23 protein-coding genes, 1 tRNA gene and 1 pseudogene are annotated in these 26,181 nt (G+C 65.4%); 14 read left to right on the forward strand and 11 right to left on the reverse strand.

Annotated features, from left to right (window positions below):
- Positions 1–421: 421 nt before the first annotated feature.
- The 6 genes from AXK11_RS00025 to AXK11_RS00050 form a co-directional block, all read right to left on the reverse strand.
- A complete protein-coding gene (locus AXK11_RS00025) occupies positions 422–1,234 on the reverse strand; it encodes an N-acetylmuramoyl-L-alanine amidase (RefSeq protein WP_068628101.1) in 813 nt (270 codons plus the stop codon).
- A 54-nt stretch (positions 1,235–1,288) separates the two neighbouring features.
- Positions 1,289–2,398, reverse strand: coding sequence for a WD40 repeat domain-containing protein (locus AXK11_RS00030; protein WP_068628103.1), 1,110 nt, complete (start codon positions 2,396–2,398; stop codon positions 1,289–1,291).
- Between the two features lie 128 nt (positions 2,399–2,526).
- Complete coding sequence (locus AXK11_RS00035; RefSeq protein ID WP_231865701.1) at positions 2,527–5,127, reverse strand: DEAD/DEAH box helicase; 2,601 nt, start codon at positions 5,125–5,127, stop codon at positions 2,527–2,529.
- Between the two features lie 111 nt (positions 5,128–5,238).
- Positions 5,239–5,661 carry a type II toxin-antitoxin system VapC family toxin gene (locus AXK11_RS00040; protein WP_068628105.1) on the reverse strand — a complete coding sequence of 141 codons (423 nt, stop codon included), beginning with the start codon at positions 5,659–5,661 and terminating at the stop codon, positions 5,239–5,241.
- Entirely contained in the window at positions 5,658–5,888 is a 231-nt protein-coding gene (locus tag AXK11_RS00045; RefSeq protein ID WP_068628107.1) for an AbrB/MazE/SpoVT family DNA-binding domain-containing protein, read from the reverse strand. Before AXK11_RS00045 ends, AXK11_RS00040 begins: the two co-directional genes overlap by 4 nt.
- Positions 5,889–6,069: 181 nt before the next feature.
- On the reverse strand, positions 6,070–7,098 hold the full coding sequence (locus AXK11_RS00050; RefSeq protein ID WP_068628109.1) for an HAD family hydrolase: 1,029 nt from the start codon (positions 7,096–7,098) through the stop codon (positions 6,070–6,072).
- Positions 7,099–7,368: 270 nt separating this feature from the next.
- Between AXK11_RS00050 and prfA the strand changes: the two genes are divergently transcribed.
- From prfA to AXK11_RS00065, 3 genes are all read left to right on the forward strand, one after another.
- Positions 7,369–8,463: a peptide chain release factor 1 gene (prfA, locus tag AXK11_RS00055; protein ID WP_068628111.1), complete on the forward strand. Its 1,095-nt coding sequence runs from the start codon at positions 7,369–7,371 to the stop codon at positions 8,461–8,463.
- Positions 8,464–8,489: 26 nt separating this feature from the next.
- Complete coding sequence (prmC, locus tag AXK11_RS00060) at positions 8,490–9,488, forward strand: peptide chain release factor N(5)-glutamine methyltransferase (RefSeq protein ID WP_068628113.1); 999 nt, start codon at positions 8,490–8,492, stop codon at positions 9,486–9,488.
- A gap of 159 nt (positions 9,489–9,647) precedes the next feature.
- Entirely contained in the window at positions 9,648–10,517 is an 870-nt protein-coding gene (locus AXK11_RS00065; protein WP_068628115.1) for a sugar phosphate isomerase/epimerase family protein, read from the forward strand.
- A 402-nt stretch (positions 10,518–10,919) separates the two neighbouring features.
- Here the strand turns inward: AXK11_RS00065 and ftsY are convergent, their stop codons facing one another.
- The 4 genes and pseudogenes from ftsY to ribB all read right to left on the reverse strand — a co-directional run.
- A complete protein-coding gene (gene ftsY / locus AXK11_RS00070) occupies positions 10,920–11,906 on the reverse strand; it encodes a signal recognition particle-docking protein FtsY (protein ID WP_068628117.1) in 987 nt (328 codons plus the stop codon).
- Positions 11,907–12,007: 101 nt separating this feature from the next.
- On the reverse strand, positions 12,008–12,505 hold the full coding sequence (gene nusB / locus AXK11_RS00075; protein WP_082780689.1) for a transcription antitermination factor NusB: 498 nt from the start codon (positions 12,503–12,505) through the stop codon (positions 12,008–12,010).
- The gene (gene ribH, locus AXK11_RS00080) at positions 12,502–12,984 is read right to left on the reverse strand and encodes a 6,7-dimethyl-8-ribityllumazine synthase (protein ID WP_068628119.1); all 483 of its coding nucleotides are present in this window, start codon (positions 12,982–12,984) and stop codon (positions 12,502–12,504) included. Before ribH ends, nusB begins: the two co-directional genes overlap by 4 nt.
- Positions 12,985–13,143: 159 nt before the next feature.
- Positions 13,144–13,764 (reverse strand): annotated as a pseudogene (gene ribB / locus AXK11_RS00085) (3,4-dihydroxy-2-butanone-4-phosphate synthase); the annotation flags it as partial.
- A 105-nt stretch (positions 13,765–13,869) separates the two neighbouring features.
- On the opposite strand from ribB, the gene AXK11_RS00090 reads away from it, so the two are divergent.
- Positions 13,870–14,130: a hypothetical protein gene (locus AXK11_RS00090; protein WP_068628120.1), complete on the forward strand. Its 261-nt coding sequence runs from the start codon at positions 13,870–13,872 to the stop codon at positions 14,128–14,130.
- Between the two features lie 3 nt (positions 14,131–14,133).
- The gene (locus tag AXK11_RS00095) at positions 14,134–14,514 is read left to right on the forward strand and encodes a type II toxin-antitoxin system VapC family toxin (RefSeq protein ID WP_068628121.1); all 381 of its coding nucleotides are present in this window, start codon (positions 14,134–14,136) and stop codon (positions 14,512–14,514) included.
- 101 nt (positions 14,515–14,615) lie between these two features.
- On the opposite strand, the gene yihA is transcribed toward AXK11_RS00095, so the two are convergent.
- Complete coding sequence (gene yihA, locus AXK11_RS00100; protein ID WP_068628123.1) at positions 14,616–15,230, reverse strand: ribosome biogenesis GTP-binding protein YihA/YsxC; 615 nt, start codon at positions 15,228–15,230, stop codon at positions 14,616–14,618.
- A gap of 435 nt (positions 15,231–15,665) precedes the next feature.
- On the opposite strand from yihA, the gene AXK11_RS00105 reads away from it, so the two are divergent.
- The 9 genes from AXK11_RS00105 to AXK11_RS00145 all read left to right on the forward strand — a co-directional run bounded on the left by AXK11_RS00105 (position 15,666) and on the right by AXK11_RS00145 (position 25,925).
- A complete protein-coding gene (locus AXK11_RS00105) occupies positions 15,666–17,336 on the forward strand; it encodes a sodium:solute symporter (protein WP_068628125.1) in 1,671 nt (556 codons plus the stop codon).
- 192 nt (positions 17,337–17,528) lie between these two features.
- A tRNA-Leu gene (locus tag AXK11_RS00110) sits at positions 17,529–17,611 on the forward strand.
- 79 nt (positions 17,612–17,690) lie between these two features.
- The gene (gene nadD / locus AXK11_RS00115) at positions 17,691–18,344 is read left to right on the forward strand and encodes a nicotinate-nucleotide adenylyltransferase (protein ID WP_068628127.1); all 654 of its coding nucleotides are present in this window, start codon (positions 17,691–17,693) and stop codon (positions 18,342–18,344) included.
- Positions 18,341–19,063 carry a ribosome silencing factor gene (gene rsfS, locus AXK11_RS00120; RefSeq protein ID WP_068628129.1) on the forward strand — a complete coding sequence of 241 codons (723 nt, stop codon included), beginning with the start codon at positions 18,341–18,343 and terminating at the stop codon, positions 19,061–19,063. Before nadD ends, rsfS begins: the two co-directional genes overlap by 4 nt.
- A 142-nt stretch (positions 19,064–19,205) precedes the next feature.
- Positions 19,206–20,285 carry an ABC transporter permease subunit gene (locus tag AXK11_RS00125; protein WP_068628131.1) on the forward strand — a complete coding sequence of 360 codons (1,080 nt, stop codon included), beginning with the start codon at positions 19,206–19,208 and terminating at the stop codon, positions 20,283–20,285.
- A 29-nt stretch (positions 20,286–20,314) separates the two neighbouring features.
- Complete coding sequence (locus tag AXK11_RS00130) at positions 20,315–21,439, forward strand: ABC transporter permease (RefSeq protein WP_068628133.1); 1,125 nt, start codon at positions 20,315–20,317, stop codon at positions 21,437–21,439.
- 48 nt (positions 21,440–21,487) lie between these two features.
- Positions 21,488–23,521, forward strand: a complete 2,034-nt coding sequence (locus AXK11_RS00135) for an extracellular solute-binding protein (RefSeq protein ID WP_082780691.1) — start codon at positions 21,488–21,490, stop codon at positions 23,519–23,521.
- Positions 23,522–23,577: 56 nt separating this feature from the next.
- Positions 23,578–24,837 (forward strand): ABC transporter ATP-binding protein, encoded by a 1,260-nt coding sequence (locus AXK11_RS00140; RefSeq protein WP_068628134.1) that lies wholly within the window; start codon positions 23,578–23,580, stop codon positions 24,835–24,837.
- Between the two features lie 215 nt (positions 24,838–25,052).
- Entirely contained in the window at positions 25,053–25,925 is an 873-nt protein-coding gene (locus tag AXK11_RS00145; protein ID WP_343124251.1) for a DMT family transporter, read from the forward strand.
- Positions 25,926–26,181 lie beyond the last annotated feature (256 nt).

The following is a 26,181-nucleotide window of genomic DNA, read 5'->3' on the forward strand; positions in this document are numbered from 1 at the left end:
ATCCCGCCTCACACGCAGCCCTGCCAACGCTTCCCGCAGAGCTGATCCCCAGCGGCTCCTACGCCGTGCCGGACGTCCACGCATGACGCCCGCCGAAGCCGCAAGCTTTGCCGCCGATGTCGAAAGCGTGCGCGCCGCCACCAACCTGCCTGTCTTGGCTGCACCCATTTAAGGTGTGTATCAATTGGTGCGGCAGGGAATCGTGCCAGAGGTTTGCTCGTTAACCCGAGAAATCCGCCCAAATGGGCTCCCGCTCTATCCGCATTCGATGCTTCCAGTCCTGTCGCAACGCGACAGAGAGGCAAATTTGGGAATCGTGTTTCGCCGCGTAGCGGCGGGGCCGATTCCCAAATTAAATGGCACGTGGCGCCACGCCACCGCCCCACGCGCAGTGGAGTCTTCGACCGTTTCATTTGCCCCCTTAGCTGAGCTTGTAGCGGCGTTTGAGTTCGGCGAAGGGGAAGTGGCGGCCGGGGCAGACGGTGTGGTTGCGGTCGACCCAGCGGTGCACGGTGATCGTGTGCTTGGGGTTGATTTGACCGCGGCGCAGCCAGTCGATGAGGGCCCAGGTGGCGGCGAGTTGTTTGGGGCTGGGCGCGCGCTGCTCAAAGTTGCCCACCAAGCAGATGCCGATGCCGGTGTCGTTTACGTGGCTGTCGCGCACGTGGCCGCCGCGCAGTTGCTTGAGCCAGCGCGGGCCGATGTCGATCTGGCCCTCGGGGCAGTCGCGCCCGTTGCCGATGACGAAGTGGTAGGCAAGCCCGTTTTCCATGCCGCGGCGGCGGTGCTCGGCATCGTAGGTTTTGGCGCTACCGCGCTCGATGCCACTGTGGTGCAAGACGATGTGCCGCCAGCGTTGGCGGTCGATCCGCAAGGGTGCGCTGGCGGCGATGACTTCGGCGAGGCTGCTTGTGGCAAGGACGCTGGCCCGCGCGGTAGCGGGAGGATTGGCGGCGGCGGCTTTTACCGCACTGGGCTTGGCAGGGATGACGAGTTTTTGGCCGACGAGGATCCGGTCGCCCGAGAGCTGGTTGCGGGTTTTTAGCGTGACGAGCGGGATGCCGTGGCGGCTAGCGATGCGCGAGAGCGTATCGCCTTTCTTTATGGTGTAGGTCTGCTCTCCGGCCTTCGCGGGCGCGGGGGCTCCGAGGAGCGGCGGACTGCTGCCGACGAGTAGCAGCCCTGCTGTGCCGAGCAGGCTCTTGCTTAAAAACTGGCGACGGTCGTAGGGCATTTTTCCAACAAAAAAACAGGAGGCGCAGTGGGGTGCGTGGATGCGAGCGCGGCACTAGGCGCGGTAGCGGAGGGTGTAGAGCGTGCCATCGCGAGTGCCGATGGCGAGCAGGGAGTCATCGGGCGACCAGGCGAGCTTGGTCGCGACTGCGGGCATCGTCACGGTGGCGCGCAGGGGGCCGGAGGAGCGGGAGGAGCGGGAGGGATTGGGCGCGCCGCCGATGCTCCAGAGCTTGACGGCGCCGTCTTCGGAGCCCGCGGCGAGCAGACCGCCGCTCCTGTTTTGAAAGGCGAGCGCGCAGAGCCGCGCACCGTGATTAAGCATGGCGGGCTCGCGCCCCTCGGGGCCCGGGCCGGAGCAATCCCACACGCAGCAATCGGTACTGCCGCTGGTCGCCAGCCAGCGGCTGCCGGGATCAAAGGCGAGTGCGCCCACCCTGGTTTCGTAGCCGCTCATTTGCAGCTCAAGGTCGGCGGCGGGTTGCCAAAGGTGTACGCTCGGATCGTGGTTGCCGGAGACGAGCCAACGGCCATCGGGCGACCAGATGAGCGCCTGAATGCCGCCTGCGTAGGGCAGCTCCTTTTCCAAGGCGAGCGCGTGGGAGTCCCAGAGCTGCACACCGCCAAAGTAAGCGCTGGCGAGGCGGGTGCCGTCGGGCGACCAAGCCAGCGCCGAGATCGACTTGGGGGCAGGAGCGAGACGGTGGAGGACCGAGCCATCGGCACGCAAAAGATGGAGCTGCCGCCCCGACGCTGCCGCACACACGGCGGCGCCAGTCGTATCACTCTCGGAGCGCGGCTGCCAGGCGAGGTGCTCGACCCACTCGCCACTTTTTTCGCCGAGCTCGGCGGTGGCGATGTGCTGCCCCACGCCCGCATCCCAAAGTTTAACGCGGGGCTCCTGTCCGCCAGTGCCGAGAATCGGCGCGGGGGCGTGGGCTGCGGCTCCTTGCTCAAGGGCGCGCGCCGCGAGCGGCTGCCACGCAATGCAGTTGGTACCTTCGTCGTGCGCTGCGAGCTGGTGCTGGAGTGTCCCGCTCTGCGCATCGTAGAGGGCGACCGGGCCAGCGGCTGAAGCTGCGGCGAGCTGCGCTCCGTCCGGCGACCAGGCGAGGTCGATCACGTAATCGTCGAGGCGAGCCGCCCAATGCTTCACAAGTTCCATTTGGGACGCGGACGCTACGCTTCCTTCTCCCCACCGCAAGGGGGGCTTCGCCCCATTTTTCTTGGCGCGCGGCTCGCTGGCCGCGCGTCAGTTCAAAGCGGGTGCAAGATTACGCGGCGGCGTTCCCGTCATTCGGCAGTGAGCAGCGAGCGCAGGTCGCTGAGCGAGAGGCGGGCGTTGGCGGCGTCGCTCGCTTCAAAGACATCGGCCAGCGCGGCGCGTTTTTCCTCCTGAAGCGCGAGGACTTTCTCCTCCACGGTGCCGCTGCAGATGAGTTTGTAGCTGGTGACGGTGCGGGTCTGGCCGATGCGATGGGCGCGGTCGGTCGCCTGGGCTTCGACAGCAGGGTTCCACCACGGGTCGAGGTGCACGACGGTGTCGGCTGCGGTGAGGTTGAGGCCGGTGCCGCCCGCACGCAGCGAGAGCAGGAATACGGGGATGTCGGGCGAGCGCTGGAAGCGGTCGACTTCGCGCTGCCGCTCGGTGGCGTTCATCGTGCCGTCGAGGTACGCGTGGGCGATCCCGAGCTGGTCGAGCTCGGGCCGCAACAGCGCGAACAGCGAGGTGAATTGGGAAAACACGAGGACGCGGTGGCCGTCGTCTATCGCCTCTTCCAGGAGCTCAAGCAGCGCGGCGAGTTTGGCCGAATCGGCGGCGCGGTGCGCTTGCGGAGAGACGAGCCGTGGGTCGCAGCAGATTTGGCGCAGCCTCAGGAGCTGGGTCAGCGTGGCAAGCCGCAGGCGGCCTTCGCTCGCACCGCTCGCGGCGAGGTCGATGAGCTCGCGCTCGCTGGTCTCCTGCCACTGGCGGTAGAGGGCAGCTTGGGCGGGCGTGGGCTCGCACCAGATCGTCTGCTCGATTTTCTTCGGCAGCTCGGGGGCGACGGCGGCTTTTGTACGGCGCAGGATGTAGGGCGCGGTGGCGTGGCGGGTCTGCGCATCGTGCCAGGCGCGGTCTTCGGCGCCTGCCCCGAGTGGGAGCGCGGGGAGCAGCCCGGGCATGAGAAAGGCGAAGAGCGAGCGCAGGTCGTCGAGCGAGTTTTCCAGCGGCGTGCCTGTGAGCACGAAGCGGGTATCGGCGCGCAGGGCACGCAGGGCGGTGGCGTTTTGCGAATGGCGGTTTTTGATGTGCTGCGCCTCGTCGGCTATGGCACAGGCGAACTCGACTTCGGCGAAGAGTTTCCGGTCGCGACTGAGCGTGCCGTAGCTGGTGATGATGAGCTCGTGCGCGGCGAAGGCCTCGGCCTTGCGCAGGCGGTTGACGCCGTGGTGAACAAGGACGCGGAGCTGTGGGGTGTAGCGCTGCGCTTCGCGGCGCCAGTTTTCGAGAAGCGAGGCAGGCGCGACGACGAGGGCCTTTGCCCCCGCCGAGGGCGGTTTTACTTTGTGCGCGCGCTGGCCGCCGCGTGGGCGCGCTCCCGCTTTTTTGGGCGTGTCGCCCGCTGGCGACAGGGCCGCGGCCGCGCCATCAATCGCGGGCTGGGGCGCTGCGCCATTATTTTTTGCAGATGCCGTCAACGCGGCGAGGAGCGCGAGGGCCTGGAGCGTTTTTCCAAGGCCCATTTCGTCGGCGAGTACGCCGCCGAGGCGTTGCTCTTGCAGATACCAGAGCCAAGCGACGCCGAGCCGCTGGTAAGGGCGCAGCGTGGCCTGAAGCTCGGGCGGGACGGGCGCAGGCGGCAGGCGGCTCAGCTCGCGCAGGGCGCGGCTGCGGCGCTCCCACTCGTCGGTGGGGCGAAAGTTTGGCGCGAGCTCGTCGAGGATGTCCTGGGCCTGCGGTACGCGCTCGCGCGAGATCCGCAGTGTGCTGTGCGCGGCGGGGCCGGCCTGACGTTGGCTGGCGGCGGTAGCGAGGGCCTGCTGGGCGTCGGCGAGTTTGGCGAGCCGCGCTTCGTCGAAGAGGTAGATGCGCCCGCCGTGCTCGATGTAGTGGCGGCCTGTGGCCAGCGCGCTGCGCAGCTCGGCTTCGGGGGCGCCGCCCGCCGCGAGGTCGAGGTTGAGGACGAAGTCGTCAGGCCCGCTTTCCTCGACGGTCGCGTTGACCTGGGCTTCGCGCAGGTGCGCTGTGCGCGCGGTAAAGTTGGGCGTCTCTTCGAGGTCGAAGTTCTCGCGAAGGCGGTGGCCCTGAGTGGCGAGCAGGTTTAGCACCTTGTGCCGGTCGCGCAGCCACCAGCGGCGGTTCGAGGGCTCCAGGCTGAAGCCGTTGGCTTTTAAAAACTCCAGCAGCGAGCGGTAGCAGGGGTGCTCGCGCGAGGGCAGGCTGACCGAAAGGAAATGCTCGCTGCCATCCAGTGTGCCCACGAGGTCTTCGGCCTCCTCGTCCGGGCGCGGTGCCGCTGGGCTGCGTCCGGCGGATTTACCGGATTCAGAATTTCCGCTTCGCCGACTGGGCAACGAGCTGCGGCCTCGGCCTTGAGTAGCGGTGCCTGGCTGAGCGCCGGAGGAGGGCTCTTCGAGCAGCTCGGGCCGCGGCCAGGCGCTGCGCTCGCCGTTGTAGAGGAAGATCGGTTGCCCGCCCGCAGCGGCGACGAGCTCGCGGAGCTGCATGCGGCTGAGCTGGATCAGTTTGGGCGGCTCCGCATCTCCGTGTGTCCAACGTTGCAGTAGTGCGAGTGCGGGGAGCTGCTCGGGTGGCGGTGCTTGGCTTAGATCGACGTCAACGCGCAGCGGCACGGCATTGCGCGCGGCGGCTGCGACCAGGTTAGGCGGGATATGAAATAGCAGGCTCACTCAACCGCCATTCGTCGCGCCCACTGCCCGCTCCGTCAACTTCGGGAGACCGCGCCCCACCGCTTATGCCACTGAGCCAAGTCACCTGCCGGCTACCATGCCGCCCGCGACTCAGGCGAGTTGCCAGTCTTCGACTTCCAGGTGCGGCACGCGGGAAAACTCGCGTGTGTTGTGAGTGATGATCGTCGCCCCAAGCGCGAGCGCGTGCCCCGCGAGCAGACAATCCGCATAGCCGATCGGCTGGGCGTTGGGCTTCAGGTTAGCCAAGTACGCGCGCACATTGGCCGCCCACCATGCCGCATGCTCATCAAAAGCTTCCACCTCGGGAAACTTCTCCCGCAGCTTCGCCAAGCGTATCACCAGTCGGGGCAGGTTCCCGCTCTTTTCGACTCCGTAGCGGAGCTCTGACCAGACGATGGCAGAAAGGTAGAGCTGCTCGGCGTACTTCTCCACCCGCTCACATAATCGGACGTCACGCCCCAGCAGAAACTGGGAAATCAGATTGGTATCCGGCAGGTAGATGCGCGCGATCATGGCCGCTCAAGTTCGAAGCCTGCGGGTAACGGGGGCAGCTCGCACAGCTCGCGGAATGCCTTGCGGCGGTCTGCCTCATAGCGTTCGCGCTGTACCGGATCGTAAAGCAGGATCACCCCATCTTTGCGCGTTTCGAGGACGAGCTCCTTGGCCTTGAGCTTGAGCTCGCTGGGCAGGCGCACAGCCTGCCGATCTCCGACTTTGAGAACTCTGGCGACGGTCTGCATGGGCCGCACTTTGGCGCGCCAAAAGCTGGGGTCAAGGGGCCGCGGTCTTCGGCCCTTTTATTTGGCGCCTCGGCTGCTGCCCAAGTACACGCGGCCAAGGCTGGCCCCTGCGTTATCAGGGCAGCGAACAGCGATGCTGCATCGTGTCGCGCGAGCGTAGAATTGATCGAACTGGCACAGCTCACAGCCCCAGGTCGGCCTGCTTCGGGGCGTGCCTGGAGCGGAGTTTGGCGGCTTCTTCTTCGGGGCTTTCGGTGAGGTGGCGCGGCGGGCGGGTGGCCTTGCTGGCGACGGCCGCTTCGCGGTCGCTGACGATCCGGTCGCAAATCGCCTGGATGTGCAGCTTTAGCCAGCGGGCGGTGCTGCTGCCGTCGCGATAATCGGCGGGGCCGTAGCCGTGGATGCGGCCCGCCTGGAGGAGCCGGTCGTTTTGCTCAAACTCGCCGCTGTGCTCGGGGTTGTAGACACCGTAGCAGCGGCCCCCGCCGCTTTTGACCACCGAAAAGCTCGGGATGTCGCTGGGCCCATCGGCGATGTAGAGCATGTTCTGAAATGGAATCCGCCGGTCTTCCGGCCTCAGGTAGGCGTTTACGTCGATGTCGGGATTTTTGTTGGTGCCTTTGTTGATCTCAAACAGCGCGCGGGTCTTCGTCGTGTTGTCGATGACCATGCCGATCTGCGCGATGACGGCATCGTCGCTGAGCGGGATTTCGCCCTGGGTCATGAAGCCGGGTTGCAGCGGGCTTTCGATAAACTCGCAGCCCCAGATGTCTTCGACATAGGGCGCGATGGCGCTGCCGCGGATCATCTCGGCGAGGCCGGTGCTCACGATGTAGTGCTCCAGCTCGATCTCGTGTTTTTGGTAAAGGGGCTTTTCGCGGACATAGGTTTTGGCGAGGTCGAAGAAGTCTGGCAGCCCGGGGTAAAACGCGATCTCCGCGCCGTACTCGCGCAGTTGGCGGTTGTTGAGCCGGCCGAAGCGGCCCGCGAGCACGTAGGTGAGGATGTGGTTCAGGTAGCTGATCTCGCCGGAGAGCCGGTAGCCGCGCCGCCGGTAGTTTTCGACCAGCGCGTTGGTCTCGGCCCAGAAGGCGGCCTCGCCCACGTCGTGCCGCCTAAAAAGCGGTGCCTGCATGTAGCCGGGGATGAGTGTCTTATCGAAGTCCCAGATGCAGGCTATCGTGTTTTGAGTGAAAAGTGTCGTGGACATTGCAAATGGGCAGGCAGAGGGAGCGCGCGAGCGGTTGCGCCGAGGCGGGCGGCCGCGCGGCACGCGGGCTTGGGTGGGCGGCTCACGCGCCCGGGCCAGCGTGCTTGCGCAGGGGCATGGCGCCCGTGCCGCGCAGAGGAACCGCAGTTTTTCACTGCGCGCAATTCGCAAATCTGCCAGCTTCCCTCGTCCTGAAACAACGGCCGATCCTCGGACCGAACTTCTTTCATTAATCTGTCTGCTGCACTTTCCCTCACGCGCCTTTTCCTCATGCCCTCTCTGCCCGACCTCGCCCCCTTTCAGCAACGTCATGACGAGCTCGCCGCGCAGATGGCCGACCCCGCGTTTTACAATAACCCGCGCGCCGCCGCCGACATTTCGCGCGAGCACCAGCGCCTGCACGAGCTCGTCGAAGCGCACGCGCGCTACCAAAAACTGCTCGCCAACATCGCCGAGGCCGAGGCCCTGAAAAGCGATTCGCGCGCCGATCCCGAGCTGCGCGAACTCGCGCTCGGCGAGCTGCTCACGATGCACGCGGAGGCCGCCGCGCTGCACGACGAAATCCTGCGCGCGATGATCCCGCCCGACCCCAGCGACTCGCGCAACACCGTCATGGAGATCCGCGCGGGCACCGGCGGCGACGAAGCCAGCCTCTTCGCCGCAGACCTCTACCGGCTGTACTCGCGCTACGCCGAGACGCGCGGCTGGCGCGTGCAGGTGATGAGCAGCAGCGGCTCCGACCGCGGCGGCTTTAAGGAAGTGATCTTCCTGATCAGCGGCAGCGACGTTTATAAACAGCTCAAGTACGAGAGCGGCGTCCACCGCGTCCAGCGCGTGCCGGTGACCGAGGCCAACGGGCGGATCCATACTTCGACCGTGACCGTAGCCGTGCTCCCCGAAGCCGAGGAGGTCGACGTGCAGATCGACCCCGAAGACCTCGAAATCACCATCTCGCGCGCCAGCGGCCCCGGCGGCCAAGGCGTCAACACGACCGACTCTGCCGTGCAAATCCTCCACAAACCCACGGGCCTGATCGTCCAATGCGCCGACGAGCGCTCGCAGATAAAAAACAAAGCGCGCGCGATGACCGTCCTGCGCTCGCGCCTGCTGCAACGCCGCGAAGAAGAAGAGCGCGCCAAATACGCCAGTGAGCGCAAAAGCCAGATCGGCTCGGGCGACCGCAGCGAGCGGATCCGCACCTACAACTTTCCGCAAAACCGCGTGACCGACCACCGCATCGGCCTGACGCTGCAAAGCCTGCCGCAAATCCTCGCGGGCGAAGTCGACGAGCTCTTCACCGCCCTGCAACACGCCGACCACGCCGAAAAACTCGCCGCCATCAACCGCGGTGAATCGCCCGCCTGAGCCTCTAGCAAAACGCCCCCCCCTCCATGCGCACGGTTTTAGAAATCCTGAAGCACAGCAGCGACTTCCTCGCCGGACGCGGGATCGAAAATCCGCGGCTCAATGCTGAGCACCTCATCGGCCACGCGCTCGGCCTGCCGCGCATGCAGCTCTACATGCAGTTTGAGCGACCGCTGATGGAGCGCGAGCTGGAGACGATCCGCGGGTTGCTGCGCCGCCGAGCGCGGCGCGAGCCACTGCAATACATCGTAGGCGAGACCGAGTTTTTCGGCCTCACGCTCAAGGTGGATCCACGCGCCCTCATCCCCCGCCCCGAGACGGAGTACCTCGTCGCCCTGCTCACCGAGCGCTTGGGCGCGCCCCGCGCTGCACCACCGCCACACTTGTCGCACTTGTCGCCGCCAGGGCTACCGCACCTGTCGCCGCCGCGCCGGATTCTCGACCTCGGCACCGGCTCGGGCGCGATTGCGCTGGCACTCGCCAAACACTGGCCGGAGGCGCAAGTCCTCGCCCTCGACGCGAGCGCCGACGCGCTCGCGCTTGCCCGCGAAAATGCCGAGCAAAACGGCCTCAGCGACCGCGTAACCTTTGCCCAATCCGATTGGTTTTCGGTTTTTGAAAACGGGAACTCGGCCGCCACACAGCCCCCCCCTTTTTTTGATTTGATCGTGAGTAATCCGCCCTACCTCTCTGTAGCCGAGGTCGCTGAGTCGCTACCCGAAGTGCGCGACTACGAGCCCCAAATCGCGCTGACCCCGGGCGATGATGCGGGCCTGGAGGCGATCCGAAAAATCGTGAGCGACGCGCCGCGCTACTTGACCAAGCCCGATGAAGCCACAGCGAGCCACACTGCCGAGAATTCAGGCGACGGCGTGCGTACAGCCGGCGGATTGCTCGCCATGGAAACCGGAATCGCCCAACAGGCCGCGCTTGCCGAGCTGCTCCCCGCCGCGGGCTTCGCCCACTACGAATTTGTAAACGACCTGAGCAGCCGCCCCCGCTACACCTTCGCAGTCCTCGACTGACTTGTTTTGCGGGGCGTCGTTGCCGCCTCGTCAGTTTAATCTCCTTCGCTGGCGGCGCGGCCGACAATCAGGCCCGCTCCCTGCACCAGCAGGGAAGAAGAACTTGCGCGCGCCACTCTGGCCGCGAGGTAATTGGCGGCGGCCACCGGCCGTAAAATTATGACTGCCGCTCCCCAAAACGAAACTCTGCCGCACGGCACACGTGATGGCTTTTCGATCAAGTATTACTGCACGAGCTGGGGGATGGCCGCCAACTGGGGTTGGGACGCTTTTTGCCAGAAGGTGAAGCAGGCCGGCTACGACGGTGTGGAAACCGCGCTGCCCTCTTCGCATGAAGAGCGCGAACGCATGACGGCGGCCCTGCGCGAGCACGGGCTGGCGCTCGGGATACTCTGCGGCTACTGGGGCGACCCCACATACCCCACACACACGCAGGGCTACAAAACAGTCCTGGAAGAAGCGCTCCCGTTTAAGCCCGACTACATCAACTCCCAGACGGGAAAGGACTACTACAGCTTTGAGCAAAACAAGGCGCTGCTCGACCTGGCCGAAACGCTCAGCCGCGCCTCCGGCATCCCGATCTACCACGAGACGCACCGCAGCCGCTTCAACTTTGCCGCGCACATCACGAAGGAGTTTTTGGAGCGAATCGGGCACCTGTCGCTGACGCTCGACATCTCGCACTGGTGCAACGTGCACGAGTCGATGCTGCGCGACCAGCAAGAGGCCGTCGCGCTCGCCCTGAGCCGCACCGCGCACATCCACGCCCGCGTGGGCCATCCGCACGGCCCGCAGGTGAACGACCCCGCCGCGCCAGAGTGGAAAAACGTCCTGGAGCAACACCTGCACTGGTGGGATGCGGTAGTCGCGCAGCACCGCACGCAAGGCAAGGCGCAGCTGGGCATCACCGCCGAGTTCGGCCCGCCCGACTACATGCCCACCCTGCCCTACACGCGCCAACCGCTGGCCGACCAATGGCAGGCAAACGCCTTCATCCTCAACCTGCTGAAAGCGCGGTACGCAAAGTGAGTCGTTCAACGAACGCCACTACGCGTGGGGCGGCAGGCGGTGCCTGCACCCATTTACTGCGCCGCTTGTGTGTCGGGCAGAAGGCCCGACACACAAGCGGCGCAGTTGGAAATGCACGATCAAAGGCCGGCTTAACCCGTAACCCCTTTCGTCGCGCCCCAATGGGTTTCCCGCTTCATTCGCGCGCGGGCTGACGCACTTGACGAGCCGCCAACAAGCGGCTCGCCGAATAGAACGGGGCTACGCCCCTCGCAACGCGACTGGGGGAAGAACCTTAAATTTGCGATTTTGGTCGGGCGCGCAGCGCACGCGGCAAAATCGCAAATTGAATGGCACGTGGCGCCCCGCCACCGCTGCCCGCGTAGGGCCGCCCTCCCGCGCAGTGGTAGCTGACTGCGCCCTTTATCCGAAGAGGGCGCGGGTGTAGTTTTCTATGGAGAAGGGCTGGAGGTCTTCGGGCTGTTCGCCGAGGCCTACGAAGTAGATCGGCAGCCGCAGTTCGCGCCAGATGCCGACGATGGCGCCGCCGCGGCTGGTGCCATCCAGCTTGGTGAGGACGAGCCCCGTCAGGCCGAAGTGTTTGTGAAACACGCGGGCTTGCTCGATCGAGTTGCTGCCCAGCGAGCCGTCGACCACGAGCCAGCGATGCTGCGGCGCGCTGGGGTCGTGCTTTTGCAGCACACGCGCGATCTTCGCCAGCTCCTCCATGAGGTTGCTCTTGGTGTGGAGCCGACCGGCCGTGTCGACAATGAGCGTGTCGCTGCCGCGCGCCTTGGCCGCCGCCCAGGCGTCGTAGGCGACAGCGGCGGCGTCCGCTCCCGTGTGGCTGGCGACGAGGTCGAGATCGAGCCGCTCCGCCCAGCTTTTGAGCTGCTCGACCGCCGCGGCGCGAAAGGTATCGCACGCGGCAAGCGTCACGCGCTGGCCTTCCTGTTGTAGCCGCCAGGCGAGCTTGGCCGTCGTCGTGGTCTTGCCCGAGCCGTTGACGCCGATCAGCGCAATGACGGTCGGCGCGCCCTCGCCTCCCGCGCCGCCCGCCGACTGCGCAGCCGTTTCGCCTGCGTCACCTCCGGCCACGCCAGCCGCCGCTTCGACCGCAGTGGGCAGCGCGCCCTCCGATCCGGCCAACACGCGGGCGAGCACGGCGGCGCCGATCTGTGCCGCAGCGGCGCCCTGGAGCGCGGGGTCCTTGCGATAGGCGGCGCGGATTTCGTCTAAAATCTCGGTCGTGGTCTCGACGCCAAAGTCCGCCGTGTAGAGCGCTTCTTCGAGTTGATCGAGCGAGGCCGCATCGATTTTGCGCCCACCGAAGAGCCCGCGTGTGGTCGCGCTGATCGAGGCCACCGTTTTGGCAAAACCGTCCTTAAATTTTTTAAATAGTCCTAGCATCTGGATAGCGTGTGGAGGGCTTTCCTCTCGAAGCGCGCGCCCGACACAGCGAGCGTCGAGCCACAGCAAAAGAGTCCGGGCAGGTGCGCCCGGCGCGTGCCTCAGGCCTTGCGCGCATCGCGGCCGAGCTGGTCTTTGAAGCGATCGAGTATGCCGTTGATGAAGCGGCGCGAATCGCCGCTGGAAAACTGCTTCGACAGGTCGATGGCTTCGTTGATCGAGACGATCGGCGGGATGTCCTTGCGAAACTTCATCTCGTACATCGCCAGCCGCAGGATGGTCAGGTCCATGCGCGCGATCCGGCTAAACTCCCAGTTGTGCGCGAGGCCCTTGATGCTCGCATCGAGATCGGCGACTTGCTCGATGACGCCGTTGATCAACTCTTCGCCAAACGCGTAGTGGTCGCGCGGATGCTCCAGCGTGTCGAAAAAATAGCTCAGATCGACCGCGAGGTTTTGCGGCACGTTCATGCTCCACGCGAAGAGGTATTGGAGGGCGGCCACGCGCCCGTCGCGCCGCTGGGCGAAGGGCCCGCGAGGCGGCGCTTTGGAAGCGGGAGGGGGAGGCGCAGCAGGAGCTGCGGCAGGGTCGGCAGTCATCGGTTGGAAAACGTTTTTTTGAGGGCGGCCATTGTGAGCGCGGCTTGCGCGAACTCGCTCCCGCGGTCGATCTTGCCCGTGCAGCGCGCGCGGGCCTGGGCGAGTGTGTCGGTCACGATGACGCCGTTGATCACGGGCACGCGGTGCGCGAGCGCGACTTGCTGGAGCGCCTGCGACACGCTCTGGCCCACCATCTCGTGGTGGTTGGTGTCGCCGCCGATCAGGACACCCAGGGCGATGACGACGCTCATGCCACGCCTCTGCGCGAGCTCGCCCGCGACCCAAGGCACCTCATGTGAGCCGGGCACGCGCAGGACCTGGATGTTTTTCTCCAAAACGCCCGCCGCGTGGAGTGCCCCCAGGACGCGCGTCAGCAGCGCGTTGACGAGTGCTTCGTTGTAGCACGCAGCGACGATCCCGACTCGAAAGGTCGAGCCATCGACGGCGGCGGCACTTGGCGGAGGAGCATCACGACTCATGGTGAAGGTGGCAAAAGGGCCGCGAGCGGAAGGCTGCTGCCAATGCCGCGCAACCCTGAAATCGGGGCGGGAAACACGACTGGCAAAACCATGCAGAAAACCCGCCCAGGCGGACGACTACGCGGGCTGCCCGAGCGGGGGGCGACGGGTGCAGGAGCCCTGTCGTCGGTACTCGATCAGCGAGGCGATGGAGATCAGCTTCAGGCCGAAACGTTTCTTGAACTCCACGAGCTGCGGGAGCCGCTGCATCGAGCCATCGTCATTGACCAGCTCGCACAACACGCCGCTGGGGTGCAGCCCCGCCAGCACCGCCAGATCAATCGCCGCCTCGGTGTGCCCGGGCCGCTCAAGGACGCCGCCCGGCTTGGCCCGCAGCGGGAAAACGTGCCCGGGCTGCACAAGCGCCTCGGGCCGCGCCTCGGGATCGGCCAAAATGGAAATCGTGCGCGCGCGATCTGCCGCACTGATGCCGGTCGATATGCCCTGCGCCGCATCGACCGATACGGTGAAATCCGTGCGGTGCGCCTCGCGGTTGTTCTGCACCATCGGCCCGAGTTTCAGCCGCTGGAGCTGCGCCTCCAGCAGCGGCACGCAAATGATGCCGCTACAGTAGCGGATGATCATGCCGAGGGCCTCGGGCGTCACTTTTGAGGCCGCCATGATGAGGTCGCCCTCGTTCTCCCGATCTTCGTCATCGGTCACGATGACGAGCCGCCCCGCAGCGATTTCGGCAATCGCAGACTCCACTGAATCAAAGAGCACGGAAGCGGCAGAAGACATGCTCCCGAAGCTCTTGCGCCACGCGCCCTACTGTCAAGGAACGCACGGCCTTCGGAGGCGAAGGCCTCTTGCTTATTCGGGAGTACTCCGCAAGATCCGCGCCGCATGAAAGTGACTGTTGAGATCCCTGAACAGCTTGTACGCCAAGCCAAGGCGTTGAGTGCCTTGCGCGGAGTCCCACTGCGACAGCTCGTAAGCGAGGCGTTGGAGGCCCGAGTCACTGCCAGGAATTTTGACCAAGCGGTTGGTGAGGCCAGCCCGCCGTGGATGACGGGATTTGGAGGACTCAGTCACTTGCACGAGGAAAATATGCGCATCGATAAACTCATCGAAGAGGAGTTCGGCCAGATCGAGAAAGCGAGCTAGGCGATGATTTGGGACACTAACGCGCTTTCGGCTTGGGCAGACGGAGCACAGTCCGTGCGAGAGGCGATGAGGGAGTGCAGGGAGGTTTTTATCCCGGTCATCGTTTTGGGAGAATATCTTTTTGGTATCCGCAAATCGCGTTACCGCGAAGAGTATGAAGAATGGTTGCGGAAGAATCTGCCCAAAACCCAAATCGTTTCCGTCACCGCACAGACAGCCAATTATTACGCCAGCCTGCGGCTTCGTTTGGCAGAAAAAGGCCGTCCCATTCCGGTCAACGACATGTGGATTGCAGCACTGACTTTGGAGCTTGGGCTGCCTCTGCTGAGTCGGGATGCGCATTTCGATGTAGTACCCGGACTCGTGCGCAAGAGCTACGGATAGTCCCTACTCCTATCTTCCGCTCCGCGCGTAGCGGGAGTCTTCGACTCTTTCATTATGCGCGCGGCTCGCCCTCCCGCCTGGCCGCGCGTTTGCGACTCATTTTATTTGGCGGCGCGGCTGCCCAGCAGCGTGCCGATGGTGCCGAGGATTTCGCTGCGGCCTTCGCGGTTCACTGCCGAGGTGGTGAAGGTCGCTACAGGCGGGCGGGCGAGGTCTGCCACGACTTCGCGGCTGAAGCGTTGCACGCTGAGCTGGGTCTTACTCTTCGACTGCTTGTCGGCCTTGCTGAAGACCAGCGAGTAGGGAGCAGCGGTCTCGGCGGCGAGCCAGCCGAGGAAGGCGACATCGAGTTTTTGCGGGGGCAGCCGCGAGTCGATCAGTACGAAGCTGTGGCGGAGCACTTCGCCGCGCTGCTCCAGATAGTCGGCGACCGCCTCGTTAAAATCCGCGCGACGGTCTTTGGACACTTTGGCGAAGCCGTAGCCGGGCAGGTCAACGAGGAGCCAGGCGGCGTTGATCGAGAAGAAGTTGATGAGCTGCGTCTTGCCTGGCGTCTCGGAAACTTTGGCAAGGCCGCGCCGCCCGACGAGCAGGTTGATCAACGAGGATTTGCCGACGTTGGAGCGGCCAATGAAGGCAAACTCGGGCGCGGCGGGCGGCGGGCAGGCAGCGAGCGTGGGCGCACTGGTGAGAAACTCGGCGGTGGCGATTTTCATTTGCCCGCCACGATGCGCCAACCGTGCCGCGAAAGGCCACCCTTTAGCTCCGCCGCGCAAACGGCATCGGCCCGGAAGCAGCCGCAAAACCGGTAAACCCAATCAATCGCCCAAACGGAAATCGTCCCATTTTTGGCTTCTACGCATGCGTAGAGTTACGCCATAGACTTGGCCCGCTTTCCCCCCCCCACCCGCGCCGCAAAAACAAACCGGCTTTTACCAATGAAAATCAGCTCCGCCCGGCGGTGTTTTTTATAAGCGGTTTTCATGTGTCATTAAGCCATTTTTCCCTACGCATTTTTTCTCCGTAAGTTATCGATTGTCTGGGAGTTACCCCTTACCCAAAGTCCTCCCTGCTGATCGGCGCCCAGCGCCGCAAAGTACTGCGAAAAAGCGTTTTTTTCATAACCCAAACCCGCACGCACGCATACGCCTATGACCACACTCGATTGGATTATCATCGCCGGTTACTTCGTCCTGCTCGCCACGATCGCCTGGCGCTCCTCGCGGCAGACATCGACCAGTGCAGACTATTTTTTGGCAGGGCGAAATTTGCCGTGGTTCGTGGTGGGCTGCTCGCTGCTGGCCTCGAACATCGGCTCCGAGCACATCGTCGGGCTCGCGGGCAATGGAGCGACCAACGGGATGGCGATGGCCCACTTCGAGCTGCACGCATGGATCATGCTGCTGCTGGGCTGGGTCTTCGTGCCGTTTTACTACCGCTCAAAGGTATTCACGATGCCCGAGTTTCTGGAAAAACGCTTCGACTCGCGAGCGCGCTGGACGCTGTCGATCGTCTCGCTGGTCGCCTATGTGTTTACCAAGGTTTCGGTGACGGTCTACGCGGGCGCGGTGGTGTTTATGGCGCTGCTGCCCGATACCTTTGGCTCGCCGGAAAACGCGTTCTGGGTCGGCGCGATTACGACCGTCGTCCTCACGGGGATTTACACGGTGGTGGGCGGGCTGCGCGCCGTGGTTTACACCGAGGTCGCGCAGACGGGGATCCTGATCCTCGGCTCGGCGCTGCTCACGTTTTTCGGACTGCGCGGGCTGGGCGGCTGGGGCGAGCTGCAAGCCACGCTCGGTGCGCATGCCGAGCGCTTCTCGCTGTGGCGGCCGATGAGTGATCCGGATTTCCCGTGGCTGGGCATCATGCTGTGCTCGCCGATCATCGGCATCTGGTACTGGTGCACCGACCAGTACATCGTGCAGCGCACGCTGGCGGCCAAGTCGCTGCGCGAGGCGCGGCGCGGCTCGATCTTCGGCGCCTTCCTGAAGGTGCTGCCGGTCTTCATCTTCCTGGTCCCCGGGATGATCGGCTACGCGCTGCACACCAAGGGCGTGATCTCGATCCCGCTCAGCGCCGACGGCCACATGAATGGCGACATGGTCTTCCCCACGATGGTGACCACGCTGATGCCCACCGGCCTGCGCGGCATCCTCGTCGCAGGCTTGCTCTCCGCGCTGATGAGCTCGCTGGCCTCGCTCTTTAACTCCTGCGCGACGCTGTTCACCGTCGATATTTACAACAAGCTGCGCCCGGGCCGCCCCGAAAAGGAGATCGTGCGCGTGGGCCGCTGGGCCACTGGCTTCGTCGTCATCCTCGGGATCATCTGGATCCCCGTCATGAAGCTGATCTCCGGCGGCGGGCTCTACCAATACCTGCAAAGCGTGCAGGGCTACCTTGCCCCGCCGATCACGGCGACCTTCCTGCTCGGGCTGTTCTTCAAGCGGATCAACTCGCGCGGCGCGCTGGCCGGGCTCGTGGTCGGCTTCATCCTCGGGATGATCAAGCTCACGGTGCAGGCGCTGGATGGTGGCGGCGCGTTCGGCGACTCGGGGCTGCTGCACGCGATCGGCTCCTACAACTTCCTCTACGCGGGCGGCTGGCTCTTCCTCGTCAGCATCGTGATCGTCGTGGGCGTGTCGCTGACCGGTGCGCCGCCCGCCGCCTCGCAAGTCGAGGGGCTGACCTACACCTCGCTGACGCGCGCGCAGCACGACGAAAACCGACGCTCGTGGGGCGCCGCCGATGTGCTCGCCTCACTCGGCGTCGTCGCCCTGATCGTCGGCATCTACGTGTACTTCAGCTTCTGGCTGGGTTAAGGGGGCGAGGCCTCCCACTCCGTTTGCACGCTGCCAGCTGGCAGCGTGCAAACCACTCGAGAGTCGGGTCGAATAACTCGACTGTACCCGCGTTGCGTTGACGAACCGCCAACGGGCCGCGCGCATGATGCGGGGTCGAAGCCCCCTTGACGGTCGCGGAAGCTGCCCCGACAGTCCCGCCCGCTCTTTTTTGCCTGGGTGGTGGAATGGTAGACACTGGGGACTTAAAATCCCCTGCCCGTAAGGGCGTGTGGGTTCGAGTCCCACCCCAGGTAAGACCGCCCCGCGCGTAGTGGAGTCTTCGACTCTTCTTTTTGACGAGTCTGCCGCCGTTATGCGAGTGTGTGCGCCGCGATGAGAATTGGACTTTATGGCGGTAGTTTTGACCCCGTGCACCTCGGCCACTTGATCGCCGCGCAATCGGTGTACGAGCACTGCGGGCTGGAGCGCGTGATCTTCATTCCGGCGGCGCAGGCCCCGCTCAAGTCGGGCGCGGTACAGGCTTCGGGCGAGGATCGGCTCGCGATGCTCACCGCCGCGATTGAGGGCGACCCGCGTTTCGAGGTCAGCGACATCGAGCTGCGGCGGGGCGGGCTCAGCTACACGAAGGACACGGTCGATGCCCTGCGAGGGCGCTACCCGGGCGACGCGCTGTTCTGGATCATCGGGGCCGACCAATTGGCGCAGCTGCCGCGTTGGCACGAGATCGAAGCGCTCGCCGCCCAGGTGGAGTTCATCGCCGTGGGCCGCCCGGGCGGGAGCGGCGCGCACGAGCCGCGCTCGGCGCACGCGAGCGAGAGGCCGGCTGCGCCCGCGCCAACGGCCCCGCCCTTCACGCCGACGCCTATCCCGGGACTGCGTGTGCAGCGGCACTCGGGCCCGTTGATCGACATCAGCTCCACGCAATTGCGCGAGCGGGCGCGACGCGGACTTCCGCTCGATTACCTGATCCCCCACAAGGCACTTGTTTACCTGCAAGCTCACTGCCTCTATCGCGACGCCTCATGAAAAACGAGTCCCCCACCCTCACTCTGGTTAAAACGATTTGCCGCGCGCTGGATGCGAAGAAGGCCGAAGCGCTGCGAGTGAGCGATGTGCGCGCGCACTCTTCGATCACCGACTACATCATCGTCGCAACGGGCACGGCGGACACGCATTTGCGCGCGCTGCGGGTCGAGCTGGAGAAGGTGCTTGATGCAGCGGGCGCACGCATCCTCGGGATGGATGGGCAGCGCGAGAGCGGCTGGCTCGTCGTCGATGCCTTCGATGTCATGATCCACCTGTTCCTCGGCGAGACGCGGCAGCACTACCGGCTGGAGCAACTCTGGCAGGATGCGCCGCAACTCGACCTGGGCGAACTGCTCGCCGAGCCCAAGCCCTCCCGCACTTCCCGCACCGCCCTCTCGCCCCGCGCCAAGAAAGTGGCAGCTGCGAGCCCGGCCGCTCCGAAGAAAACCAGGAAACCGCTTACAAAAGCGGTGCCCGCCGCCGGGACAGCAGTCGCCGAAAAGGTCACGAAAAAGGCAGCGGTAAAAAAAACAGCAGCCAAGACCGCTGCCGCGGCGGCTCCTGAGAAAGGCACGCGCGGCGCGGCGAAAAAACCCACCGCCGTCAAGAAGGTCGCAGCCACGGTGAAAAAGGACGCGGCTGCCTCGCGGAAAGCCGCAGCCCCAAAGAAGCCCGCTGCGAAAAAAACGGTGGCGGTAAAAAAAGCGGCCAAGGAGTAAGGCCGCGCGCCCGCCCCTTGCGTCCCTCCCGCACCGCCCGCCGCTCTCGCTGCGCCCTCCCGCCTCTCCCGCTTCTTGAAGCCCACCCTATCGGCGGCCTCAGCCCAACTCGCCCCTCCCGCCCTTTCCGACCAAGCCTACCATGCGCGATTACTTTTTGCGCCGCTTCTTGCTCATCCCGCCGACCCTGCTGGGGATCACGCTGATCGTGTTTTTGATTACACGGCTCGTACCGGGCGGGCCGCTGGAGCGCGCGATCATGGAGTACCAGCAAGTCCAGAGCGGGGCGGGTGGCGCGGGCGGCGGCGGTTCCTCGGGGGGCGGTGGAGGTGGAGGAATGGGAGGCGGGGCAGCAGGCGCGGGTGGCGGCCAGTCGATGGCGCTTTCCGACGAGCAGCTCCAGCAGCTCAAGGCGTACTACGGCTTCGATAAGCCTGCGCTTGTGAGCTACGGGCTGTGGCTCGGGAAGGTCGCGCGCGCCGACCTCGGCAGCTCCTATCGCTACAACGAGCCGGTCTGGGACGTGATCCGCGAGCGCTTCCCCGTGTCGCTGTTTTACGGGTTGATCACGCTCGTGGTCACCTACGCGGTCTCGCTCCCGCTGGGGATCCTGAAGGCGATCAAGCACCGCTCTGCCATCGATAATGCGAGCTCGGTGCTGATCTTCATGGGCTACGCGGTGCCCGGCTATGTGCTCGGCGCGCTGCTGCTGCTCTTCTTTGCGGCGCGGCTGGAGTGGTTTCCGATGGGCGGCTTCGTGAGCTACGATTTTGAGGACTTGCCGCTCTGGGGACAGGTCGGCGACCTCGCCCGCCATGCCGCGCTGCCGCTGCTGTGCTATCTGGTGGGCAGCTTTGCGGTGACGACGCTGCTGATGAAAAACCACCTGATGGACAACCTCGCTGCGGACTACGTGCGCACGGCGATTGCCAAGGGCGTGTCGTTTCGCGCGGCGGTGCTGCGGCACGCGCTGCGCAACTCGCTGATCCCGATCGCCACGACCTTTGGCCAAAACATCACGCTGCTGGTCTCCGGCTCGTTTCTGATCGAGAGCATCTTCGACATCGATGGCTTCGGCCTGCTGGGCCTCCAGTCGATCTTCGACCGCGACTACCCCGTCGTCATGGGGATCATCTTTCTGGCGAGCCTGCTGCTGCTGCTCGGCAACATCCTCTCCGACGCGCTCGTCGCGCTGATCGACCCGCGCATCCGCTTCAAGTAGAGCCCCCCGTAAAACGCGACGACGCACCGATGGCCCTGAACCCGCTCACCCTCCGCAAGCTCCGGCGCTTCCGCTCGATCCGCAGCGGCTACTGGTCGTTCCTCGCCCTCATGGCGCTGATCGCGCTCACGCTGGGCGGCGAGCTGCTCGTCAACAACCGCCCGCTCGTCATCCGCTACGAAGGCCAGTGGTTTTTCCCGACCTATGGGGCCAACCTGCCCGGCACGACCTTCGGCTACGACTACGGTTACGAGACCGATTACCGTGCGCTGCGCGCGCGCTTCGCCGCCGAGCGCGAGCACGGCAGCGGATCGGGCGCGACGCGGCGGGAGGCGCGGGCGGCGCGAGCGGACAACTGGCTGCTGATGCCGCCCGTCCCGTTTAACCCCAACGAAAACGCCGCCTACGAAGGCGTCTTCAAGCCCGCGCCGCCCTCGTGGCTCGGCGGCCCGCCCGGGCACTGGCTCGGCACCGATACCACCGGGCGCGACATCTTCGCGCGGCTGTTTTACGGCTTCCGGACCACGATCCTTTTCGCGCTGGCTTTCACCGCGTTGACCTACCTGATCGGCATCGCGGTGGGCTGCCTCATGGGCTACTACGGCGGCGTCTTCGACCTCATCGTGCAGCGCGCCATCGAGATCTGGTCGAACATCCCCTTCCTCTACATCGTGATCATCCTGTTTTCGGTGATTCCGGCGACCTTCAGCATCCCGATGCGGATCGCGATGCTGCTGCTCATCATGGTGCTGTTCTCGTGGACATCGATGACCTACTACATGCGCACGGCGACTTATCGGGAAAAGGCGCGCGACTACGTCGCCGCTGCCGTGGTGCTGGGCGCGAGTCCCGCGCGCGTGATTTTTTACCACATCTTGCCCAATACGATTTCGACGCTCGTCACCTTCATGCCCTTCACGATCGCCTCGGCGATCACGGCGGTGACCGCGCTCGACTTCCTCGGCTTTGGCCTGCCGCCGCCCTCGCCCAGCATCGGCGAGCTGCTCAAGCAAGGCACCCAATCGCTCACCACCGCGCCGTGGATCGTCGGCAGTGCCTTCGGCGCGCTGGTCTCGATCCTCGTCCTCGTGACCTTCATCGGTGAGGCCGTGCGCGAAGCCTTCGACCCCAAGAAATTTACCACCTACCAATAAGCCCAAGCGCACAGCGCCTCCCCCACTCCCCATCCCCGCACACACACAATGAACCGCACTTCCCAAACTCTCGCGCTGGCCGCCAGCAGCCTGCTGCTCCTGCTCTGCGGCTGCGGCCAAAAAGATGACGCCGCGCAAACCCGCGCCGACAACGGCAGCGCCACGGCAGGCGCGGCGAACGCAGCGGGAGGGGCGGGAGGGCTCAGTGGTGCCGCACAGGCTCAGGCATTTTACGCCGAGCACCCCGAGTTCTTTCACTTCAAAACGGTGGCCGACATCCCCGCCGACCTGCGCTGGGAAGACGGTGCCGGGCTGCCCGAAGTCGGCAGCCCCAACGCCAAAAAAGGCGGCACGCTCAACACCTGGATGCAGGACTTCCCGCGCACGCTACGCACCGTGGGCCCCGACTCCAACGGCAGCTTCCGCCGCTGGATCCTGGACGACGTCACGCTCGGCTACGCGCACCGCCACCCCAATGTCACCGAGCTGCGCGAGGACGGTTTTTACTACTTGCCCGCGCTCGCCGACCGCTGGGCCCTCGACCGCGAAAACAGGACCGTCTACATCCACCTCAACCCCGCCGCGCGCTGGAATGACGGGCAACCCATCACCACCGATGACGCGCTGTTCTCCTTCTTCTTCTACCGCAGCCCGCACATCCGCGCGCCTTGGTATAACAATTTTTACGGGACGAAGTACGCGGGCATCACGCGCTTCGACGCGCACACCTTTGCCCTGCACTTCCACGAGCTGCGGCCCGACATCTACTCGCTCGCGCTCGGGCTCTCGCCCACGCCCACGCATTTCTACGCCGAGTTTGGCGAGGACTTCACCGAGCGCTACCAGTGGCGCGTCGCTCCCACGACCGGCCCCTACACCATCGCGCGCGACAGCGACATCGCCAAGGGCCGCTCCATCACCCTGACGCGTGTCAAGGACTGGTGGGCGCGCGACCAGAAGCACTTCCGCTACCGCTTCAACGCCGACCGCATCCGCATCAGCGTCATCCGCGACAGCGCGAAGGCCTTTGAAGCCTTCCGCAAAGGCGACCTCGACACCTACGGCCTCGGCCTCGCCGAAGACTGGTACGACAAACTCCCCGACACCGCCCCCGAAGTCGCCAAGGGCTACATCCAGAAAATCAAATTCTACAACGACACGCCGCGCCCCACCTACGGCCTGTGGATGAACCAGGCCACGCCGCTGCTCGCCAACCGCGACATCCGGCTCGGCGTCCAGCACGCCACCAACTGGCAACTCGTGATCGACAAATTCTCGCGCGGCGACTGGAGCCGCATGCAGACCACGGCCGATGGTTACGGCGACTTCACCCACCCGACGCTGCGCGCGCGCGGCTACGACATCGCAGCCGCCCTCGCCCACTTCGCCGCCGCGGGCTTCACACGGCGCGGGCCCGACGGCATCCTCGTAAACGACCAGGGCCAGCGCCTCTCCATCCAGCTCACCACCGGCTACGAGCATTTTAAAGACATGCTCACCATCCTTCAGGAAGAGGCCATCAAAGCCGGGCTCGACCTGCGCATCGAAATCCTCGACGGCACCGCCGCCTGGAAAAAAGCGCAGGAGAAGAAGCACGAAATCCTCTTCGCCGCCTTCAACGTCGGCGCCGAGATGTTCCCCCGTTATTGGGAGACCTATCACTCGGTAAACGCCTACGACGCGCCCTTCACCGCCGACGGCCAGCCCAACCCCGCCCGCAAGCCCAAGCCTCAAACCAACAACCTGCTGTCAATCGCCCGCCCCGAGATCGACGCGATGATCGAGGCCTACGACCGCTCCGACGATCTGGGCGAGATGCGCCGCCTCGCCCACCGGCTCGAAGAAGCGCTCTACGACGACGCCTCCTTCTCGCCCGGGTTCGTCACGCCCTTCATCCGCAGCGGCGCGTGGCGCTGGCTGCGCATCCCCGAAGACGGAAACGTAAAAATCGCCAACTCCTTCGAGGGCTCGCACCTGTTCTGGATCGAGCCCGAGTTGAAGAAGGAAACGCTCGACGCGCGTAAAAGTGGGAAAACCTTTCCGCCCGCCATTCGGGTTTTCGAGCAGTACCGGAAGCCTTGAGCCCCCCGCGCGAACACCGCGCCCATACACGCACCGGAAACGCGCCCCCTCGAAGAATGACTCCCCACACGCCAGAGCCGACCGCCGACGCAGCCCCCCCCATCCTGACCGTTAAAGACCTCGTCACGACCTTTGACACCGATGCGGGCCGGCTCACCGCGGTAGACGGCGTGAGCTTCTCGGTGCGGCGCGGGCGCACGCTCGGCCTCGTTGGCGAGTCCGGCTGCGGCAAGAGCGTCACCGCCTGCTCCATCATGCGCCTGCTCCCCCAGCCGATGGGCCGGATCGCCAGCGGCCAAATCCTCTTCGACGGTCAAGACCTCGTCACCGCGCCGCCCGAACACATGCTCAAGGTGCGCGGCGGGCAGATCGGCATGATTTTTCAGGAGCCGATGACCGCGCTAAACCCCGTGCACACCATTGGCCGCCAGCTCAGCGAAGTCTTCTTGCTGCACCGCACCCGCGACCGCCGCGAGGCGCTCGCCCTCTCCGCCGGGATCCTGGCCAAAGTCGGCATCCCCTCGCCCGAAGTACGGCTCGGCGAGTACCCGCACCAACTCTCCGGCGGCATGCGCCAGCGAGTCGTCATCGCAATGGCGCTCGCCTGCAAACCCGCAGTCGTCATCGCCGATGAGCCGACCACCGCGCTCGACGTCACCATCCAGGCACAAATCCTCGAGCTCATGCAGTCGCTCCAGCGCGAGATGGGCATGGCGATCCTGCTGATCACGCACGACCTCGGCGTCATCGCCGAGATGTGCGACGACATCGTCGTCATGTACGCGGGCCGGATCGCCGAGGCCGGGCCCGTCGAAGAAATCTTTGCCGCGCCGCGCCACCCCTACACGCGCGGCTTGCTCGACTCGATCCCGCGCCTCTCCACACCGCGCAAGGCCCGGCTCAACACCATCGAAGGCATGGTGCCCGGCCTCGCCGATATGCCGACGGGCTGCCGTTACCAAAACCGCTGCCCCTGGCGGGCCGACATCTGCGCCAGCCCGCCGCCCGAGCAGGTCATCGTGCCTGCCGCCACCGCGCCCGGAACGACAAAGGCCGGCCCCCGCGACAGCAGGGAAAACCCCGTTGCAGGTACCCCATGTCGCGAGAGCAGAGCCGCAGACTCTTTCCTCTGGCCAAAGGCGCTAAGCCCGAGACACCAACAATCGACCCCTGCGACAGCAGGGAAGAACAACCCAGCGCACCACCCATGTCGCGAGAGCGTAAATGGAGGGGCACCTCACCCCGCAGCCGCGAGGGTCGCTTGCCACCGCTGGCAGGAGCTGCCGACCTACCGCCGCCCCGACCACCCCTTATGAACACCGCGCCAAACCCCAGCGCATCCGCCCTGCCGACCTCCGTCGAGCCACCGCACTGCTCGCCCATCTCGCCCGTTGTGCCCGTTGCACCAACCGGGCCAGCCCCCCGCACACCGCCCGAGACACCAACAGTCGGCCCCTGCACCAGCGGGGAAGAGCAACCCAGCGTGCCACCCAAGTCGCGCGAGCGTAAATGGCAAGGGGCGCCACGCCCCGTGCCTCGCCCCGCAGACCGCAGCGCCGCGCTGTTCATGCTCGGCAGTGCACTCGGGTTTGCCGCGATGGTGGTCTTCATCCGGCTGGCCTCCAGCAGCACGCCGAGCACCGAGATCGCGTTTTTCCGCAACTTCTTCGGCCTGCTCACGCTGCTGCCGATCACCCTGCGGCCCGGGCAGCCCTTCCCGCGCACCCGCCATATTGGCCGCTACCTGCTGCGCACCAGTATCGGCCTCACGTCAATGCTGTGCGCGTTTTGGGTGATCGCGCACCTGCCGCTCGCGCAGGCGGTTTCGCTGTCCTACTCCGCGCCGATCTTCGTCACCCTCGGCGCGGTCTTCCTGCTGCGCGAGGTGGTGCGCATCCGCCGATGGGCTGCGGTCGTCGCAGGCTTCGGCGGCGTGCTGGTGATTCTGCAACCCTGGGGCCACGCCTTCACTCCGGCGATGCTCGTCGCCGTGCTCGCCGCCCTCTTGACCGCCACGGTCTCGATCCAGAACAAGCAGCTCGCGCAGCTCGACCCGCCCGAAACCGTCGTGCTCTACACCTACCTGTTTTGGGTGCCCATGTCGCTGCCGCTGGCCCTCTGGCAATGGCAGTGGCCAGCCGGCCTCGGCTGGCTGTGGTTAATCGGCACCGGCATCTTCGGCACGTTGGGCCAGCTGCTCTGGGTGCGCGCGCTGCGCATCGGCGAAGTCTCCGCGCTACAGCCCATCAGCTTTATCCAGCTGCCCGTGGTCGTGCTGTTCGGCTGGTGGCTGTTCGACGAAACCCCAGACCGCTGGACGCCCATCGGCGCCGCCATCATCCTGGCGGCCAACACCTACATCGCCCGCCGCGAAGCGCGGCTCGCATCCGAAAAAACAGCATGAGCTCCACCTCTCCGCGTAAAATGAAAAGGGCTGCGACCCGCGCATGCCGCGAGGCGCAGCTCACCAAATGCAGAGCCCGCCCACAACACAGCAACACCACTTCAATCCGCGCTCCGGCATGACGCTCCCCACAACCCAGCCCAGGCCAAGGGCCACCCATCCGGGCGACTCGTCCCGTTCACCAGTCGTGACCGCAGGAAACGCAGGGGCGGGCGCGCCCAGCCGCGCGGCGGGAAAGGCAAGCGGGGCAAGCGCA

This window comes from Cephaloticoccus primus, assembly GCF_001580015.1.
In the GTDB taxonomy this organism is placed as follows: domain Bacteria; phylum Verrucomicrobiota; class Verrucomicrobiia; order Opitutales; family Opitutaceae; genus Cephaloticoccus; species Cephaloticoccus primus.

Bases quoted from the DNA above. Each gene is read 5' to 3' on its own strand.
- AXK11_RS00025 (WP_068628101.1), bottom strand. From the start codon at position 1,234: ATGCCCTACGACCGTCGCCAGTTTTTAAGCAAGAGCCTGCTCGGCACA.
- AXK11_RS00030 (WP_068628103.1), bottom strand. From the start codon at position 2,398: ATGGAACTTGTGAAGCATTGGGCGGCTCGCCTCGACGATTACGTGATC.
- AXK11_RS00040 (WP_068628105.1), bottom strand. From the start codon at position 5,661: ATGATCGCGCGCATCTACCTGCCGGATACCAATCTGATTTCCCAGTTT.
- AXK11_RS00045 (WP_068628107.1), bottom strand. From the start codon at position 5,888: ATGCAGACCGTCGCCAGAGTTCTCAAAGTCGGAGATCGGCAGGCTGTG.
- AXK11_RS00050 (WP_068628109.1), bottom strand. From the start codon at position 7,098: ATGTCCACGACACTTTTCACTCAAAACACGATAGCCTGCATCTGGGAC.
- prfA (WP_068628111.1), top strand. From the start codon at position 7,369: ATGCCCTCTCTGCCCGACCTCGCCCCCTTTCAGCAACGTCATGACGAG.
- prmC (WP_068628113.1), top strand. From the start codon at position 8,490: ATGCGCACGGTTTTAGAAATCCTGAAGCACAGCAGCGACTTCCTCGCC.
- AXK11_RS00065 (WP_068628115.1), top strand. From the start codon at position 9,648: ATGACTGCCGCTCCCCAAAACGAAACTCTGCCGCACGGCACACGTGAT.
- ftsY (WP_068628117.1), bottom strand. From the start codon at position 11,906: ATGCTAGGACTATTTAAAAAATTTAAGGACGGTTTTGCCAAAACGGTG.
- nusB (WP_082780689.1), bottom strand. From the start codon at position 12,505: ATGACTGCCGACCCTGCCGCAGCTCCTGCTGCGCCTCCCCCTCCCGCT.
- ribH (WP_068628119.1), bottom strand. From the start codon at position 12,984: ATGAGTCGTGATGCTCCTCCGCCAAGTGCCGCCGCCGTCGATGGCTCG.
- AXK11_RS00090 (WP_068628120.1), top strand. From the start codon at position 13,870: ATGAAAGTGACTGTTGAGATCCCTGAACAGCTTGTACGCCAAGCCAAG.
- AXK11_RS00095 (WP_068628121.1), top strand. From the start codon at position 14,134: ATGATTTGGGACACTAACGCGCTTTCGGCTTGGGCAGACGGAGCACAG.
- yihA (WP_068628123.1), bottom strand. From the start codon at position 15,230: ATGAAAATCGCCACCGCCGAGTTTCTCACCAGTGCGCCCACGCTCGCT.
- AXK11_RS00105 (WP_068628125.1), top strand. From the start codon at position 15,666: ATGACCACACTCGATTGGATTATCATCGCCGGTTACTTCGTCCTGCTC.
- nadD (WP_068628127.1), top strand. From the start codon at position 17,691: ATGAGAATTGGACTTTATGGCGGTAGTTTTGACCCCGTGCACCTCGGC.
- rsfS (WP_068628129.1), top strand. From the start codon at position 18,341: ATGAAAAACGAGTCCCCCACCCTCACTCTGGTTAAAACGATTTGCCGC.
- AXK11_RS00125 (WP_068628131.1), top strand. From the start codon at position 19,206: ATGCGCGATTACTTTTTGCGCCGCTTCTTGCTCATCCCGCCGACCCTG.
- AXK11_RS00130 (WP_068628133.1), top strand. From the start codon at position 20,315: ATGGCCCTGAACCCGCTCACCCTCCGCAAGCTCCGGCGCTTCCGCTCG.
- AXK11_RS00135 (WP_082780691.1), top strand. From the start codon at position 21,488: ATGAACCGCACTTCCCAAACTCTCGCGCTGGCCGCCAGCAGCCTGCTG.
- AXK11_RS00140 (WP_068628134.1), top strand. From the start codon at position 23,578: ATGACTCCCCACACGCCAGAGCCGACCGCCGACGCAGCCCCCCCCATC.